Origin of the sequence: Streptomyces sp. NA02950, from assembly GCF_013364155.1 — a bacterium.
Classification (GTDB): Bacteria; Actinomycetota; Actinomycetes; order Streptomycetales; family Streptomycetaceae; genus Streptomyces.
In genome coordinates this window covers 8,746,564-8,761,919 of sequence record NZ_CP054916.1, presented here as the reverse complement: position 1 = coordinate 8,761,919, position 15,356 = coordinate 8,746,564, and the positions used below count along the sequence as shown (strand labels likewise).

General features: G+C 66.5%; 17 protein-coding genes. 5 read left to right on the top strand and 12 right to left on the bottom strand.

Going from position 1 to position 15,356, the window contains the following annotated elements:
• Positions 1 to 208 precede the first annotated feature (208 nt).
• From HUT19_RS37660 to HUT19_RS37650, 3 genes are all read left to right on the top strand, one after another.
• Entirely contained in the window at positions 209 to 625 is a 417-nt protein-coding gene (locus tag HUT19_RS37660; protein ID WP_176185257.1) for a sigma-70 region 4 domain-containing protein, read from the top strand.
• Positions 626 to 973: 348 nt separating this feature from the next.
• Entirely contained in the window at positions 974 to 1,468 is a 495-nt protein-coding gene (locus HUT19_RS37655) for a hypothetical protein (protein ID WP_176185255.1), read from the top strand.
• 42 nt (positions 1,469 to 1,510) lie between these two features.
• Complete coding sequence (locus HUT19_RS37650) at positions 1,511 to 1,726, top strand: hypothetical protein (protein WP_176185253.1); 216 nt, start codon at positions 1,511 to 1,513, stop codon at positions 1,724 to 1,726.
• Between the two features lie 364 nt (positions 1,727 to 2,090).
• On the opposite strand, the gene HUT19_RS37645 is transcribed toward HUT19_RS37650, so the two are convergent.
• The 10 genes from HUT19_RS37645 to HUT19_RS37595 all read right to left on the bottom strand — a co-directional run bounded on the left by HUT19_RS37645 (position 2,091) and on the right by HUT19_RS37595 (position 9,327).
• On the bottom strand, positions 2,091 to 3,305 hold the full coding sequence (locus HUT19_RS37645; protein WP_176185251.1) for a site-specific integrase: 1,215 nt from the start codon (positions 3,303 to 3,305) through the stop codon (positions 2,091 to 2,093).
• A 70-nt stretch (positions 3,306 to 3,375) separates the two neighbouring features.
• Positions 3,376 to 3,861: a hypothetical protein gene (locus HUT19_RS37640; protein ID WP_176185249.1), complete on the bottom strand. Its 486-nt coding sequence runs from the start codon at positions 3,859 to 3,861 to the stop codon at positions 3,376 to 3,378.
• A gap of 65 nt (positions 3,862 to 3,926) precedes the next feature.
• Positions 3,927 to 4,400, bottom strand: coding sequence for a hypothetical protein (locus HUT19_RS37635; RefSeq protein WP_176185247.1), 474 nt, complete (start codon positions 4,398 to 4,400; stop codon positions 3,927 to 3,929).
• A 75-nt stretch (positions 4,401 to 4,475) separates the two neighbouring features.
• Complete coding sequence (locus tag HUT19_RS37630; RefSeq protein WP_176185245.1) at positions 4,476 to 4,685, bottom strand: hypothetical protein; 210 nt, start codon at positions 4,683 to 4,685, stop codon at positions 4,476 to 4,478.
• 337 nt (positions 4,686 to 5,022) lie between these two features.
• On the bottom strand, positions 5,023 to 5,394 hold the full coding sequence (locus tag HUT19_RS37620; RefSeq protein ID WP_176185241.1) for an HNH endonuclease signature motif containing protein: 372 nt from the start codon (positions 5,392 to 5,394) through the stop codon (positions 5,023 to 5,025).
• Between the two features lie 221 nt (positions 5,395 to 5,615).
• On the bottom strand, positions 5,616 to 5,903 hold the full coding sequence (locus tag HUT19_RS37615; RefSeq protein WP_176185239.1) for a hypothetical protein: 288 nt from the start codon (positions 5,901 to 5,903) through the stop codon (positions 5,616 to 5,618).
• Positions 5,896 to 6,285 (bottom strand): hypothetical protein, encoded by a 390-nt coding sequence (locus HUT19_RS37610; protein WP_176185237.1) that lies wholly within the window; start codon positions 6,283 to 6,285, stop codon positions 5,896 to 5,898. The genes HUT19_RS37615 and HUT19_RS37610 overlap by 8 nt, the downstream gene beginning before the upstream one ends.
• Positions 6,286 to 6,434: 149 nt before the next feature.
• Positions 6,435 to 6,746 carry a hypothetical protein gene (locus tag HUT19_RS37605; RefSeq protein ID WP_176185235.1) on the bottom strand — a complete coding sequence of 104 codons (312 nt, stop codon included), beginning with the start codon at positions 6,744 to 6,746 and terminating at the stop codon, positions 6,435 to 6,437.
• Positions 6,746 to 7,120: a hypothetical protein gene (locus HUT19_RS37600; RefSeq protein WP_176185233.1), complete on the bottom strand. Its 375-nt coding sequence runs from the start codon at positions 7,118 to 7,120 to the stop codon at positions 6,746 to 6,748. The genes HUT19_RS37605 and HUT19_RS37600 overlap by 1 nt, the downstream gene beginning before the upstream one ends.
• Positions 7,120 to 9,327, bottom strand: coding sequence for a phage/plasmid primase, P4 family (locus HUT19_RS37595; RefSeq protein WP_176185231.1), 2,208 nt, complete (start codon positions 9,325 to 9,327; stop codon positions 7,120 to 7,122). The genes HUT19_RS37600 and HUT19_RS37595 overlap by 1 nt, the downstream gene beginning before the upstream one ends.
• A gap of 1,095 nt (positions 9,328 to 10,422) precedes the next feature.
• Here HUT19_RS37595 and HUT19_RS37590 point away from each other — a divergent pair.
• Both HUT19_RS37590 and HUT19_RS37585 read left to right on the top strand, forming a co-directional pair.
• Positions 10,423 to 11,574, top strand: coding sequence for a phospholipase domain-containing protein (locus HUT19_RS37590; RefSeq protein ID WP_368661730.1), 1,152 nt, complete (start codon positions 10,423 to 10,425; stop codon positions 11,572 to 11,574).
• Between the two features lie 785 nt (positions 11,575 to 12,359).
• A complete protein-coding gene (locus tag HUT19_RS37585; RefSeq protein WP_176187775.1) occupies positions 12,360 to 12,932 on the top strand; it encodes a MarR family winged helix-turn-helix transcriptional regulator in 573 nt (190 codons plus the stop codon).
• Positions 12,933 to 13,131: 199 nt separating this feature from the next.
• Here HUT19_RS37585 and HUT19_RS37580 read toward each other — a convergent pair whose 3' ends face one another.
• Complete coding sequence (locus HUT19_RS37580) at positions 13,132 to 13,860, bottom strand: gamma-glutamyl-gamma-aminobutyrate hydrolase family protein (protein WP_254885998.1); 729 nt, start codon at positions 13,858 to 13,860, stop codon at positions 13,132 to 13,134.
• On the bottom strand, positions 13,857 to 15,353 hold the full coding sequence (locus HUT19_RS37575; RefSeq protein ID WP_176185227.1) for an aldehyde dehydrogenase: 1,497 nt from the start codon (positions 15,351 to 15,353) through the stop codon (positions 13,857 to 13,859). The genes HUT19_RS37580 and HUT19_RS37575 overlap by 4 nt, the downstream gene beginning before the upstream one ends.
• Between the last annotated feature and the right edge of the window lie 3 nt (positions 15,354 to 15,356).

Sequence of the window (15,356 nt, the reverse complement as noted above, 5' to 3'; positions counted from 1 at the left end):
CCCCGACCCGCCCCCTTATCTCGGCAAATCGGAGCGTAGACCCCTCCCTGGGCGTTCTCCGGGGTCGCGTAAGCGTTCCCGTCCGACAGACGTGAACGCTTACGCGGTAAAAGCCCGATTCGCCCGAAGCTCGAATGCCGTCCCCAGTTGAATTGCACATCCGAATTCCTCTCCTCGAAGTAGCCTTAACGCGACGAGAGGAGGAACAATGCCCGCGAACAACCGCAAGCCGCCCGCCAAGATGCTGGAAGAGGCGCGCAAGTGCTACGAACTCCAGGTGGCGGGATTCAGCACATATCAGATCGCAGAGAAGATGGGGTTCTCACAGAAGACCGTGCGGAACCGAATCGACCTGCACATCACCAAGCGCGTTCACCCCAAGGTCGACGAGATGCGCACCCGCCAGATCACCCGGCTGGAGGCTTACATTCGGAGCCTCTGGGAGAAGGCAATGTCCGGTGACGAGAAGGCCATCAACGCTGCCATCCGCACCGAGGAGCGCATTGCCCGGCTGTTCGGCACCGACTCCGCCACGGCGTTCGTGGTGAAGGTCGATACTCCGAACGACGATATCGAAGTGCAGCGGATGATCGATCAGTACTACGCCAAGAAGCCCAAGGACTGACCCGCACACATTCCGAGGTAGGCTTCACCTATTCGCCCGGTGTGTGCCGGGTACCGACAAGGCATTACAGCCCGAGGATTCCCCGGAGATGGAGGTCAAAGGGAAATCCAGACGGCTGAGTCGGAGCCCCGATAGACGACACAGGACAACGCTGACTAGCGACCCTGGAGAGTCTGGCAGAACAACCGAATATCGAGTGTTCCACGCTGCTTAGCCGACGAACACAGTAGCAAGTGCCGAATGTCGCTGACGAGCGACGGTGGCGGAACGGCCCGTGTGGGCGACTTGGACAACAGCAACGATGACTTTTGTCCCTTTGTCACACCCAACACGGAAGGCTGACCAACAATGGCAGTGAACAAGATCAAGCGCGGCAAGGCGATCCAGGCGCTCATTTCGGCCGGGATGGACAGCGCCACGGCCAACAATCTGTGGCGCGCCCTCGACCTCGACAAGCCGCTCAAGGCGCAGATCGTCGAATTCGCCAAGGAAGACCCCGAGCTGTTCGGGATGAATGCCGACGGCACCCCTCTGGACAACGAGGACGAGGACGACGAGGACACCCGCCCCATGACCGCCAAAGAGGCTGTCGCCGCGCGGGCCAGGGGTACGGCCCATCTCAAGGGCATGACCTACCGCCGCAAGGCCACGCCGCGCCCCTCCACGGCGAGCAAGTCCGCCCAGGAGGCCGCCGCGCATCTGGTCAGCAACTCCAAGACCAGCCCGCCGCCCACGCGCAAGTACATCGAGCCCGTCCGCGACATCAACGGCGGACACAAGCCGCTCACTCGCGAGCCCAACGCCTCTGCCAGGGCTCTCGCCGCGCGCCTCAAGGGCAACTGAACTCTCAACACCTCATCCCCGCCACACAGTTAGGACAAGCCCATGGCTGCTGTATCCCTGGAGACGACCGAGCTGGAAACGCTCGTGGAGTCCGCCCTCAACAACCCCAACGTCGGCATGCAGCTGCTCAACGCGCTGCGCGTCAAGAACGGCAAGGCCGCGTACCCCGACAACTTCGGTCGCGGCGACGTCACCAGTCCGCACGACGCGGCGTGGCGTACGGCGCTCACCGGTGTCCAGGCCGACCTGAACGCCTAACCCCCAGACCGGGGCGCGGCGACAACAGGGATCGGAACCCCTCCGGCCGCCGCGCCCCACCCTCTTGGACTCTCGTTGCCGGGCTTTGTACCACCCGGCGCAAGGTTGGGTTACGTGCCGAAGCGAATACACCCCTCCTGCGAGATGTCCAGCAGAGCGCCCCGGTTCCCTTGTTCCCGGGGCGCTCTGTGTTTCGAGGTAGCGTTGAAGGCGCTCGGGTGTTCAGCGCAGTCCACATGAGCAACACTTCAGCCCCGACTCTCCACCTGCGGAGCCGGGGCTGTCGTGCGTTGCGGGCCGAAGCCGTAGGCTCCGACGTAAGGGCCGTTCTCCGGACGGCCGGACGCGGTTACCGGACCGACCCCTACGAGCCCGCAGAGGCCCCAAAGATCGGCGTCACGGACGCTTCCCGAGCGAGAGCCGCGCCCGCTCCGTCGAGGAACGCCCCAACGGCCGACATCTTGTCGGTGTAGTCCGTGCGGAACAGGTGAATGTATGTCTTCTGTGTTGTGCTGATGTCGGCGTGTCCCATCCAGTTGCACACGTCGTAGATGGTGATTCCCGGTGCAGCCGCCATGATCGAGGCGTACGTGTGGCGAAGGTCGTGCCAGCGCAGTGCACTGGAGATGCCGGCGGAACCGAGTCCAGCACGCACAATCTTGCGGAAGTGCGATTTCACGAGATTGTTGATGTCGAACGGGGTGTTCCAGTCAACAACTGAGGACTGAAAGCGCTTCCGGCTGCCCGGCCACAGCGCCGCGTCTACATCGGAGCGGTTGGGGTGCTCGGCCAGATACGCCCGGAGCTCCTGGGCGAGCCGGGGGAGCAGCGGCACCTCCCGAACGGACCGCTTGGACTTCGGAGAGCTGTAGACCCATTCGCCGCCCTTGGCTCGGCGCATTGTGCGGCGCACCTCAATCGTGTTCCGGAACAGGTTGACATCCCGAATGCGCAGAGCGGCCAATTCACCAGAGCGCAGCCCGGTATACGCGGCCATGCGCACGATGAGCCCGTAGTGTTCGCGCCGTTTGGACATCTCAGCGGCCAGAGCCTCAACCTGTGCAGGCGTCAGAAACTGGCGGTCGTCCCCTACTGTGTCGTGATTCTGGGGCAGGGCCACGTTTGTGCAGGGGTTATTGGCCAACCAGTCGTGCCGAATGGCGTATTTGCACAGCTTGTTGAGGACCACATACGCATTCCGCACAGAGCCATAACCGAGCTTTCGCGTAAGGCTGGCAATCCACTTCTCAACGTCCGTGGCGGTGAGGGACGTTATCCGGCGACGCCCGAACTCCTCCGCAATGTGGTTGCGGTAGAGAGACCGCTGTCCCTCAATCGTGCGCGGCTTCAGGTGGCCCTCTCCAGCCGTCATGCACGCCTCGAACACTTCCCGGACGGTCCGCCGCTCCACAAGCTGAGCCGTGCTGCGCCCGGCGGCCAACATGTCCTCAATGCGGACCTTCTCGCGCAGTGCAGCGCCCTCGGTCTTACAGGTGAGCTGTCGCTTCTGTCCGTGATCCCGCCAGTGCACCTCATAGGCGTGCCCCTGCGCACGAGCGACTTTCTTGATGCTCGCCATTGCTGAACTCCTTAACGTGGGACAGGCCCGAGGTAAGCGAATTTCGCTTACCTCGGGCACAGGGAATTGGTCAGAACATCCAGCCGACGAGCAGGCCCGCGATGGCCTTCATGCCGTCCCATCCGAGAACCCACCCCAGGGCCACGGCCCAGATGCAGGTGAGGGGCGCGCCGATGGTGAAGAACTCGCGCTCAGCGTTGGCCCTGGACCAGCGCACGAACCGGCGCCAGCGAGAGGGCTTCGGACGGCTCCACGCCTCTCCGATCTCGGGCTCAGCCGACAGGCCAAGGGACATCCGGTCGGCGGCGAGGGTGGCGTCCAGATACGCGGCTGTCGGAGCGCCCGACTCGGGGTCCAGGGCGTCAACGGTGGTGTAGGAGTCGCCCTCCGGACGAGCCCAGAACGAGTAGCCGCACTCGGGGTACGACTCGTCGAACTCCACCCACGGACCGGCTACGCGGCCTGTAGGGGTGGCGGGGTAACGGGGGTCCTGAGAGTTGGCGGTCACCAGATAGGCCAGCCGCTCGGGGGTGATGGCGGTACGCTTGTGCTTCACAGTTGATCCCTTCGGGGTTCGCGACGGGCCGGGTCTGGACACCCGGCCCGTCGGCTTTTGTGTTGTCAGGCGGTCTTCTTGGCGGCCGTCGTCCGGCGCGTACGGGCCGCGCGGGGCTTCGTCGGAGCCGGGGCCTCGGACGCCTTCGCGGGCTCGGCAGGCTCGGACGTAGCGGCCTTGCTGGGGGTGGCCTTGCGGGTGCGAGCGGCCGGTGCGGGGGTCTCAGCCGGCATGTCCTCTGCGGTCTCGTCGGACAGCTCGGCCTGGAGCTTCTTCAGCTGCGCCTCAAGGCGAGCCCGCTTCTCCGCCGCGCGCTGCTTCTTGGCCGCCTCGGCGGCTGCGCGCTTGTCGGCCAGAGCGGTCTGGTTCTCCTCGGAGCGCTGGAACTCCATCCGGAAGATGCAGGCCAGCTGCACCGACTTCAGGTCGACCTTCTGGCCCGTCTTCTCCTCGATCCAGTCGGCGAAGTCCCGGTGAAGCTGGGTCTCCTCAGCAGCGGCACGCTCGGCGTAGGTCTTGGCGTTGGGCTTGCTGGACATGGGGTCCTCCTGGGGAATTTGCGGTTGGTGAGAGGGGTCGGAGCCCGCCCCCCGGGCAGGGGCGGGCGAGACGAGCTAGCAGGGAAGGACGGAACCGGCCGGAGCCACCGCACCGCCGCCACAGTCCAGGCAGACGTGCGACAGGCAGTAGGAGCCGGGGCGGAGCGCGGCACAGGCCGAGCAACCCGCCACCCGAGCCGCGAAGGCGGCCACGGCCACCCACAGAGCGGCGACCGGGACAAGCGCAGAGACCGGAGCGGCGGGGGCGTTCGTTGTCGTGTTCATGACAGGAACTTTACTCCAAAACTGGACATTTCAAAACTCTGCACACGAACTGCACATGTCGCCGCAGGTGACGGTGTGGATCAGAGAACTTTGAACGACCTACGCCTTCGCCTAAGCACTCCGCGTGCACAGAGCAGGCACAGGGCCTTCCGGGCCACCTCCACGGTGACGCCGGACTCTTGAGCGATCCGGTTCGGGTGCAGGATCTTGCGATGCTTCAGGTCTCCATCGCGCAGACGCTGCACGTACGCCTCAGCCACGTCACGAGCCTCGGCCTGCTCCAGCCGTTCTCGCCCGTTAAGCCCCACAACCCACAGCGGCGCTCGCGCCGGTTCACTCATGCCGCCTCGTCCAGCTCGGTCCACACCCACACGGAGGCCCTCCAGCGCAGCGCGGCATCCCGGCGACGCGTGTTCTCCTCGTGCGTCACCAGCTCCAAGTGATCGGTGTTGACGCACCTCTTGGACCGACAGCCGCGCAGATAGACGTGGTCCAGTTCGAGCCCCTCGGGGATGGGTCCGTGGCGCAGCGTCCAGGCAACACGGTGCGCCAGGACAGACCGGCGGTTGAGCTTGAACTGCCCATAGCCACCCGCGAACGTAGAGGCGTTCCACAGCGTGCACCCGTCGATGTTCGGCGGGTCCACCTTCTCCAGGAACCGGGCCAAGTCAGCATCGCTCAGGGCGAGTTGGATAGTCGCCAGCGACATGTCAGCCCTCCCCTTCGGTCTCGGGCTTGTGCGGCTCCAGTCCTGCCGCCTTCCATGCGGGCACGGTCGGACCCGGCGGAGCCTTCCGGCGCTGCCGCTCGCGGGGCTCGGTGACCCTCGTAGTACGAGCGTCATCCCCAACACCCTTGCGCCGCCTGCGAGTTGGCTTCTTGGGCTCGTCCGGGCCGACCTCACGGCGAACCATGGCGCGGCGCTGTCGCTTAATGGGTCCCATTGCACACCTCGCATCGCTTGTTCTTGGACGCCGCAAGGCCCATAGCGGCGGACTCGCTGATGACATAGCTGCGAATGGGATTCCGCCCGCCGGGGAACGCCACATCCACAGTCCTGATCCCGGATGCGTCAGCATTTGTGATGGCATGGTGACGCTTGATCCCGACGGCCCTGCACACATCCCCCAGCAACAGCCAGGATTCGCCGTCGATCTCCAGCGTCCGGAATCCACCTTCGAAGGCTGCCGGGCGGATCTCGTGCACCTCGTCAGCCACGGTCGCCGCCTGTCTGCACCCGGTACGGAGCGCGGAGGATCTCGGCCTGCCGGGTGGACTGCCCCTCGGGGCGAAGCGTCCGCATGTACGGGGTGCCGTCCACCTCGGCCTGAGCGATGGCCTCTGCGCTGGCCACGATGAAGTAGGCCACGAAATCCGTTTCCAACATGTCGTCCTGCTGGAGTCGCTCGTACGCCTCGGAGATGCCCGCCACCGGGTATTGCACGACCGTTACGCGATTGGTCGTGGCCGTGCGCACCAACTGCAAGATGAGCGCTCGCTGTTCGGAGATGCAGCGGGTCACACCGCTCAGCACCTCGCGCGCACCGAGCGCCTTCACGAGCGCATCTCGCGCCCACGGCTGGAACTTCCGGAAGTTCATTGTGTGCATCCTCTCGTACATGTGTTCGATTGCTGGGACAGACGGAGCCCGTAGAAGCCCGCCTAAGGGCTCCGTCTGTCGGGGTTGGGCCGGTGGGCCCGGACCGGGCCGTTCGGCGCTTACGTGGGAGCTGAGAGCGGTCTACGGGGTCAGTTCGCTGCGGGTCGGAGCGAATCGGCGACCCGGGCGATGTCCTCGGCGGGGTGCATGCCCTCGAAGTACCTGTAATGCGGGTCGCACGGTAGACCGGCGTTGTCCGAATCGATCTCAACCCCGGCGAGAGCGAAAATGTGCCCTCCGCCATGTATCACGACGGGCACAATCTGCTGCTGTCCATCCCGCTCCTCGAATGTCGCGATGGCCACGACAGGTGCAGTCCTGAAGAATTCATCCTCCCAGTACAGCGCCTTGTACGCGCCGGGCTGAAGGGGTGTCATGCTGATAATTCGAGCCTTGGGCATTACTTGCTCTCCTCGGTGGTGGCGTAGCGGTAGACGCGGACGGTGCGGCGGGTTGCGGGGTCGAGAATCTGAGTGCCCTTGTCGATATTGGGCAGATTGGCCAGACGGCATTCCAGCTCGATCACGTCGGGGAAGACGACGAACATGGTGACCGGTATATCCCGGAGCCACTCCAGCGCGAACAGGAAGTCGTCGAAGCTGGAGAAGTCCCGGACTGTCAGAAAGCCCGACAGGGCTTCGACCCCTTGTGTTGCAGCGGCGATCTTGTTGCTGTCCAGGGACATCCGCACGGCCTCAGAGACGGCTATGTCCATCTCGCGGCTGCCGAACACTGCTCGGGTGCGCTTCGGCTTATTGGGCTTCTGGCGCCCCATTAGTTGGACTCCTTGTTGTCGCCAGGGGTGATGAGTCGATATCCGAGAATTACGTACTGCTGAACGCCGTTGACGCGCTTGCGCTGACCCTTGGGTTTCTGATTTCCACAGGCAGCAGCGATAGCGCGCGTGCATTCGGCCTGGCTCTTGAATCCGTCGCGCACGTCGTTTGCGTGTGCCCATGTCTGATATGCGGGCCACAGCTCGTTTGTGGTGAAGAATTCGTCAGCCTCGCCCTTGAGAATGCAGGATTCGAAGAATCCGCCCTGTCCAGACGCATCCCGAAGGAATTTGTTGGTTCGCTCCTGGATGGATTCGGCTTGCTCGGTGAGCTTGTGGGCGCAGTACTCGTCCCAGCCCTTGACGAGCCAAGCCAGCGTGCCCCGCTTGGCCGTCTCGCTCGTCTTCAACCGCGTGCGGATGGTGGGGTCTTCATCGGCCTTGGAGATCGACACATCACACGGGATAGCGCAGATGCGGCGCGCGGTGGCCTCGTCAATTCCAGTGATCTTGGGGGCGCTGTTGGTCGACATCCAAGGGGTGTACATCGGCTCTCGACGGATCGTGTCGTCTGCCCCGGCGAACAGGTCGCGCATCTTCAGCGGCTCAGCGCCGGTCAGGTTCTTGATGCGGTCTCCGTGCAGCGTCCATCCCTCGCCTGCCTCGGAAGAGGAGATAACACGGCGCGGCATGAGCGAGAGCAGGTCCGGCCGTGGCTTGTCGGAGACGTTGCCGTGAAACAGCGACTGCTGATAGGTGTCCGCGTAGTCCCCGAGGGCAGATGCCACGGCTTCCGCGAGCGTCGTCTTACCGCCCGTGGTGACGCCCATCATCACGAAGAACCAACGCTCAGGATTTCCGCCCAACAGGCTGTAGCCCATCGCCCGGTGGAGGTAATCCCGAACCTCGTCTTCCGGCCAGAATGTCGTGAGCACCTTATCCAGGTCGGCGCAGAACGCGGCCGGAATGTAGTCCACACCCGTGCTAAGCGTTGTCCAGTCGTCCGGGCGCAGCTCTGTGCGGAAGGTGTGGCCTGTCTCCTTCAGCTCAACAACACCGTTCTTGCACACCAGGATGTTCGGGTTGGTGTCGAAGCGCTCGGAGAATCGGTCGATGATCACCATTTCCGTGCTCTGCGACATTACCTCCATGATGTTCTTCTGACCGGGGTTGCTCAGACACATGTAGCCGGACTTGATGAGCTGAGCGCCGCGCGCCTTCTGCTTCTCGGTGGCCCCCTCTTCGGACACCAGAGCCATGCCGGCCTTCAGCTGCTCCTCGCCCATCTGCTGAATGATCCTGCGCACAATGCTGCGGTCTCGCCTCCAGCCCTCGCGTTGGACGAACGCGTAGTACTCCTTGTGATCGCGGACGTAGACCACCTGTCCCGCGAGACGCTCGATAGCCACGGCCGCGTTGTGCGTGTGGGAATCCGTCTTGGGCAGCCTGGAGCTATTCAGTACGGCTTTCTTCTGGCGATCCAACAGCCTGTCAACATCCTTTTGCGGAATGTCGAGAGCCTTGCACACCTCGTCGAATCCACATCCGGCAAAGCAGTACAGCTTGACGGCCTTGTCGTCACCCTCGTCGCAGGAGAATGACGGATTGTCGTCCGTGTGCGCGGGGCAAGGCGTCGGCTGACCGGGCTTGATGTCCTTGGGCTCGTCGTTGTAGAGAGTGAGCGCTCGCAGAAGGCGGTGGAGATAAGGGTTAGCCGTGCGCTCCTCGATGTCCTCGGGTGTGAGCTGCCACCAGTCCTCGGGGTTGTAGCCCAGAGCCAGAGCGTCTGTCGCGTCCTTGCCCTCCGGAACGCCGCGCACCTCATAAGGGATGTTGTGCTTCTTCAGGGCTGCAATCTTCTTGGCGAGCAGCTTGTATCCAGCCTCGTCCTCGTCCGGCACAACCACGACCAGCGTGATTCCGGGGCCGAAGTACGCGACCGAGGATTCCTTGAAGTTGGGCACCCCGCCGTGTGTCGTAGTGGCGAGATAACCGGCCTCTCGCAGGCTTTCGGCGTCTTTGGGCCCTTCTACCCAGTACACGGTGCCCGTGGCCGTAGCGAGCGCGTCGGCGCGGTACAGGAGGTCGGCGTACTTCTTGGGCAGACCGGCCTTCCAGGTGCCACCCGCATACGTCTGGACGAAGAAGCCCTTGCCCTCTGTCTTGACTTCGCGGAATACAGGCTTGGCTTCCGGCGTCTTGTACACAAAGGTCGCCTCGTGCTTGGGGCGACCTGGCTTTTTCGCGACAGGGCGATCTTCGACCTTTCGCGGTATACTGGAACTCGGCAACGAGTTTCCTTTCTCTGCGGCCCCGATTGTGGCGATCGGGGCTGTTGTCATTTCAGGACTGCGGCAGTCGCCGGGGGCGTCTCGACGTCTAGTCCGAACTCCGTACGCGCGTACTCGTAAAGCAGTTCGCGGACCAGGGCGCGGGTACTGATGCCCTGCTCCGATGCGCGCGCCTTGAATGCCCTGGCGACTTCCTCGTGAACCGATGCACCCAGGCCGGGCATGTGCTGAATGCCGTTACTGGGGCGCCCGTGAGAAGCCATAGCGGAGCCTTTCTGTGCGTCGTTGATTGCCTAGGTCAACCTTACCTTGAATTCTTAAACGGCGACGGGGCACACGAATTGCGATGTGGTGAGTCGTATATGCAGACATGAATGTCGAGGCTGAAATCTGCACATCGTATGTGCAGAGAGGCGGAAATAGTGCGGCTCTACAGGGAAAACGAGTCCCTTCGAGTCCCTTCGAGTCCCCTGAGGGACTCGGCTATTCGAGCAGGTCAGAGGCTGTTTTCTGGGCGGGCGAGTCCCCGAGGCCCTATCCGACAAAAGCTCCCCTATACGTACGGGGATTTAGGTCGGTGAGAGGCGTTAATTAATCACCCCTTACGCGTAGCTTTTCAAAAGAGGGGACTCGGGGACTCGGAAGGGGTCGTAAACATGGGCTGACCAGGGGTTTTGGGGCGAGTCCCCTCCGAGTCCCCAGGGGCCTCGGGAGCGGCTATTCAGCCGTCTACATGCGGAAACAGCGAGTCCCCAGGGGCCTCGGGAGCGGAATGCGACCTGGTGAAGAGGGCCGAGTTGACATGTCTGCGCAGGTGAGGGTGTGAGTGGTGTGTGCACACTCGTACTTGAATGTTGGTACTCGGACATGCAAAAGCTCCTTTGGATAGCAGCGGCGCCCCGAACCAGGAGGTCCCGGACAAATCGGATGCTGCTCTCTTCAGGAGCTGGACTGCACATTATCACAGACCCGTCCGCACAGCCGTTCGACCCGGCGGAATCCCGGCGCTCCGTGTCCCCGCAGGTAGGGGGCGATTTCAAGCCGCCCGGACGGCCGGAAATCGCCTTTCTGCAGTTCAGACAGGGTGCGATAAGCCCTGGCCCCGAGGGTGCCGCGAGCCCGGCGGGGCTCAGGCTTACGTACGACGAGAACGACGGCTTCTTCGACCACGTGATACCGGCGTACGCGCCCGCCGAGGACCGCGGCGCCTCGACCGTGGACACCACCGGTGAGCTCTACCCGGGCTCCGCGTCCCAGCCCGCGGGCCCCTACGGCCTCGGCCAGCGGGTCCCGATGCTGGTGGTGTCGCCGTGGAGCACCGGTGGCTATGTGTGCTCCCAGACGCTGGACCACACCTCGATCATCCGGCTGATGGAGGAGCGCTTCGGTGTCGAGGAGCCGAACATCTCGCGGTGGCGCCGCGCGGTGTGCGGTGACCTGACGGGGGCATTCGACTTCGCGCGCAGCGACACCAAGGTCCCGTCCCTCCCGGACACCGACGGCTATCTGCCGCCGGACCACGACCGGCACCCGGACTACGTGCCCACGCCCCCGGCCAACCCCTCGCTGCCCCACCAGGAGTCCGGGCTGCGGCGCGCCCGGCCGCTGCCGTACGACCTGTCCGCCGACGCCACCGTGGCGAACGGCAGCCTGCGGCTGGACTTCGCCAACCGCGGCAAGGCAGGCGCGCACTTCCACGTCACCTCCGCGAGCCACCCGGACGGACCGTGGGGCTACACCGTCGAGGCGGGCAAGCACCTGTCCGGCACCTGGGGGACCGCCGAGGGCAAGGACACCTACGACGTCGAGGTGCACGGGCCGGGCGGCTTCGTCCGCCACCTCACCGGCCGGATCACCGGCCGCGGGCCCGAGGTGTCGGCCCGTCACGTCCGGGCCACCGGCGAGGTGGAGCTGACCCTGACCAACCAGGGCGACACGGCGGTACGGCTCACCGTCACCGATGGCTACCACCACCAGAAGAGGGCCGAGTACCGGCTCCGGCCGGGCGGGCGGGCCGTGCACACCGTGGACACCAAGCGCAGCCACCAGTGGTACGACGTGTCGGTGGCCTCCGACGGGGACAGCGGCTATCTGCGGCGACTGGCCGGCCATGTCGAGACCGGGCGGGCGGGCACGAGCGACCCCGCGCTCTCCGCGGGCTGACGCTCCGCGCCCGGCTCACCTCCGCGTGCGTCCGCCCGGCGGCTTCCGCCGGGCGGACGTGTGTGCGTCCACCGGTCGTTCATTCAAGACTGAAATACACCGCGTCTCCGCCGTGCCCGGGTAGGGCCCGTGCCCGGAACGTGATACGGAGGAAACAAAGCAGGCGACGGAGTCACGGGGGCGCTGTGCTACGCATTCATTTCACCGGTCAGGACCTGGGACTCACCCGCGTGGCCGCGGGGCCGGTGGCCATGTGGGAAACCGTGCTGAGCCCGCACACCCTCCGCCCTCAGAACCAGGGGCTGGTCCCCGGACAGTGGCGGCGGTCGGTCGGCCCCAAGCTGCCGCGCTCGACCGGCCTGTTGACCGCCCTGGTGCCAACGAGGGGCTATTTTCCGGACTTTCTCACTCCGGCGACCCCGCTGTACGACGCGGACGAGGGTCTTGACGAGGTGCTGAGCACCCCGCGGGCCCGGCTGCGGCGCGATATCGGGCTGCTCGCCGGAGGGCGGCGGCTGCCGCCCTGGACACGCTCGCTGGCCGACGGCGACCCCGATGCGCTGACACTGCTCGGCCGTGCCGTCCAGGCGTACCACGAGGCCGCCATCGCCCCGTACTGGGAACGCATCCGGGCCCAGGTCGACCACGAGCGGTCCGGGCGGTCAGCGGGCGGCCCCCGCGGTCCGCGCCCCGCTCACCGGCGGCACGGTACATTTGACCTCGAACGATGGAAACGCCGGTTCGCCGTCGCGTCACCGTTCGAAGCCGATGTGAGGAGCCCGCCCGTGCCCGGCCACCGTTCCATTACCGACACCGAGAAGCTGGTCGCGGCCAAGCTCGGTGGCATTCCGATCCGCCGTGAGCAGATGGCCATGGTGTCCAACATCTACCGGGCCGCGTCGGCGGTGCGGCAGCATCTGGAGAACTCGGTGCTGCGCGGCTGCGATCTGACCTGGACGGCCTTCGTGGTGCTCTGGGTGGTGTGGATCTGGGGCGAGTCGGAGACCCGGAACGTGGCGGAGGAGGCGGGCATCTCCAAGGGCACGCTCACCGGCGTCGCCCGCACCCTGGAGTCCCGCGGTCTGATCCGGCGCTCCGGCCACCCCAGCGACGGCAGGCTGGTGCTGCTCGGCCTCACCGAGGAGGGCGAGGCGCTGATGCGGCGCGTCTTCCCGGACTTCAACGAGGAGGAGGCGTTCGTCGTCGGGCAGCTGTCCGACGAGGAGTGCCTGCGCACCGCGGAGGCACTGCGCCAGGTCGTGCTCCAGGTCGAGACGCACGGCGAGGAGCGCCGGCTCGCCCTCCTGGACGGCGCCGAACCGGCCCCGCGCCGCAGCGGGCGCCGTCCGAAGTCCTAGTGCCGCGTCAGCCAAGGTTCGCCTCGCTCGCCGCCCTGGCACGCTCCCCCGGCTACCGCTGGGAGGTGCCCCCTCTCGCCGCGTTGGCCGAAAGCCCGAGTAGGCCCACTACGAGTGCTTCCCCGCCGCCTTGCGATCGCACGTGCCAGGACGCCTCGCCACCGGGCACACCTTGACTGACGCGGCACGAGGCGGGGGCTCAGCTGCGTTCGCGGGCGGCGCGCACCAGTGCGTCGAACAGCCCCTGCTGGGCGGGGTCCCGGTGGGCGGTGTCCTCGGGATGCCACTGGACGGCGGTGAACCAGCCGCGCGCGGTGGGCCGTTCGCATGCCTCCACGGTGCCGTCGGCCGCGGTGGCGGTGACCTCGAGCCCGGCGCCGAGGCGGTCGGTGCGCTGGTGGTGGTAGCAGGAGACGTCCACCTTCTCGGCGCCGGTGGCCCGCGCCACGAGCGACCCGGGGCGCAGGGCCACCGGGTGCACCAGATGGCGGTGGTCGCGGTCCTGGCCGCCCATGTCCTGTTCGAGGGTGCCGCCGAGCACGGTGTTGACCACCTGGAGACCCCGGCAGACCGCGAGCAGCGGCACTCCGGACTCCAGTGCCCGGCGGGCCAGTTCGAGGTCGAAGCCGTCCTGTTCGCCGTCCACGTCGTAGACGCTGGTGTGGGCCGGACCGCCGCCGTAGCGGCGGGGGTCCAGATCGCCGCCGCCGGGCAGCAGCACCCCGTCGAACCGCTCGAGGCGGGCGGCCACTTCGGCGGGGTCGGCGGTGCCGCCGGGCGCGTGGGGGTGGATGGTTGCGGGTTCGCCGCCGGCCCTCCAGACCGCCTCGGCCAGGGCACGGGCGGTCACCTCGGCGGCGAAGCGCAGGGCCGAGGTGGTGGCGGAGAAACGGGCCGGAACGGCGATCAGCGGACGCGGGCCGGTCACAGCCGGATCCAGGTGGTCTTGAGTTCGGTGTACTTCTCCAGCGCGTGCGCGGACTTGTCGCGGCCGTTGCCGGACTGTTTCATCCCGCCGAAGGGCACGGTCAGATCGCCTTCCTCGTAGCAGTTGACCCAGACGGTCCCGGCCCGCAGGGCGCGGGAGACCCGGTGGGCGGTGGTGAGGTCGGAGGTCCACAGCCCGGCGGCGAGCCCGTAGTCGGTGGCGTTGGCGAGGCGCACCGCCTCGTCGAGGTCGTCGAAGGTGAGGACGGACAGCACCGGGCCGAAGATCTCCTCGCGGGCCAGCCGGGCGCCGGGATCCACCCGGTCGAAGACCGTGGGTTCCAGATAGCTGCCGCCGGTGCCGGTGAGGGTGGCGCTGCCGCCGGTGAGCAGCCGGGCGCCCTCCGCCGCTCCGGTGCCGATGTGGTCCAGGACCCGCCGCAGATGGGCCGCTCCGGCCAGGGCACCCATCTCGGTGGCGGGATCGAGCGGATCGCCGACGCGCAGGGCCCGGGCGCGTGCCACCACGGCCTCGGTGACCCGCTCGGCGACGGCGGAGTGCACCAGCAGCCGGGAGGGCGCGGTGCACATCTCCCCCTGGTTGAAAAAGATGCCCCAGGCGGCGGTGGCGGCGGCGAGGTCCAGATCGGGGGCGTCGGGGAGGATGATGTGCGGGGACTTGCCGCCCAGCTCCAGCCAGACGCGTTTGAGGTTGGAGTCGGCGGCGTAGCGCAGGAAGTGGCGGCCGACCGGTGCGGAGCCGGTGAAGGCCACCACGTCCACGTCGGGGTGGAGTCCGATGGCGCGCCCGGCGGTGGGGCCGTCGCCGGTGACCACGTTCAGCACCCCGGGCGGCAGGCCCGCCTCGGTGGCCAGTTCGCTCAAGCGCAGCGCGGACAGCGGTGAGCACTCCGACGGTTTGAGGACGACCGTGCAGCCCGCGGCCAGGGCGGGTGCCACCTTCCATGCGGCGAGGGTCAGCGGGAAGTTCCAGGGCACGACGGCGCCGACCACCCCCGTCGGCTCCCGGGTGACCAGGGCCAGCGCGTCGGGCGCGGTGTGCGGGGAGGCGTCGGCCAGCTTGTCGGCGAGTTCCCCGTACCAGCGGAAGGTGCTGATGGCGGCGCGCAGTTCGATGTCATGGGCATCGGTGACGGGTTTGCCCATCTCCAGGCTGATGATGAGGGCGAGGGCCTCCCGCCGCTCCTCCAGCAGCCCGGCGATCCGTACCAGCACCCGTCCGCGCTCGGCCGGGGAGAGACGTGGCCAGGGTCCGGTGTCGAACGCCCGGCGGGCGGCGGCCACCGCGAGGTCCACCTCCTCCGGCCCGGCGTCGGCCACCTTCGTCAGCACCGCGCCGTCGCGGGGCGAGACCACCGCGAACGCGGCTCCCGCCCCGGGCTCTGACACACCGTCGATGTGGTGGTGGACGGGCAGTGCGGCGGGCAGCGCCGCGGCGCGGCGCTGCCACTCCTCATGGGTGAGGTCCGGCATGGT

Coding starts and splice junctions, on each gene's coding strand:
- HUT19_RS37660 (WP_176185257.1), top strand. CDS start 209: ATGCCCGCGAACAACCGCAAGCCGCCCGCCAAGATGCTGGAAGAGGCG.
- HUT19_RS37655 (WP_176185255.1), top strand. CDS start 974: ATGGCAGTGAACAAGATCAAGCGCGGCAAGGCGATCCAGGCGCTCATT.
- HUT19_RS37650 (WP_176185253.1), top strand. CDS start 1,511: ATGGCTGCTGTATCCCTGGAGACGACCGAGCTGGAAACGCTCGTGGAG.
- HUT19_RS37645 (WP_176185251.1), bottom strand. CDS start 3,305: ATGGCGAGCATCAAGAAAGTCGCTCGTGCGCAGGGGCACGCCTATGAG.
- HUT19_RS37635 (WP_176185247.1), bottom strand. CDS start 4,400: ATGTCCAGCAAGCCCAACGCCAAGACCTACGCCGAGCGTGCCGCTGCT.
- HUT19_RS37630 (WP_176185245.1), bottom strand. CDS start 4,685: ATGAACACGACAACGAACGCCCCCGCCGCTCCGGTCTCTGCGCTTGTC.
- HUT19_RS37620 (WP_176185241.1), bottom strand. CDS start 5,394: ATGTCGCTGGCGACTATCCAACTCGCCCTGAGCGATGCTGACTTGGCC.
- HUT19_RS37610 (WP_176185237.1), bottom strand. CDS start 6,285: ATGAACTTCCGGAAGTTCCAGCCGTGGGCGCGAGATGCGCTCGTGAAG.
- HUT19_RS37605 (WP_176185235.1), bottom strand. CDS start 6,746: ATGCCCAAGGCTCGAATTATCAGCATGACACCCCTTCAGCCCGGCGCG.
- HUT19_RS37600 (WP_176185233.1), bottom strand. CDS start 7,120: ATGGGGCGCCAGAAGCCCAATAAGCCGAAGCGCACCCGAGCAGTGTTC.
- HUT19_RS37575 (WP_176185227.1), bottom strand. CDS start 15,353: ATGCCGGACCTCACCCATGAGGAGTGGCAGCGCCGCGCCGCGGCGCTG.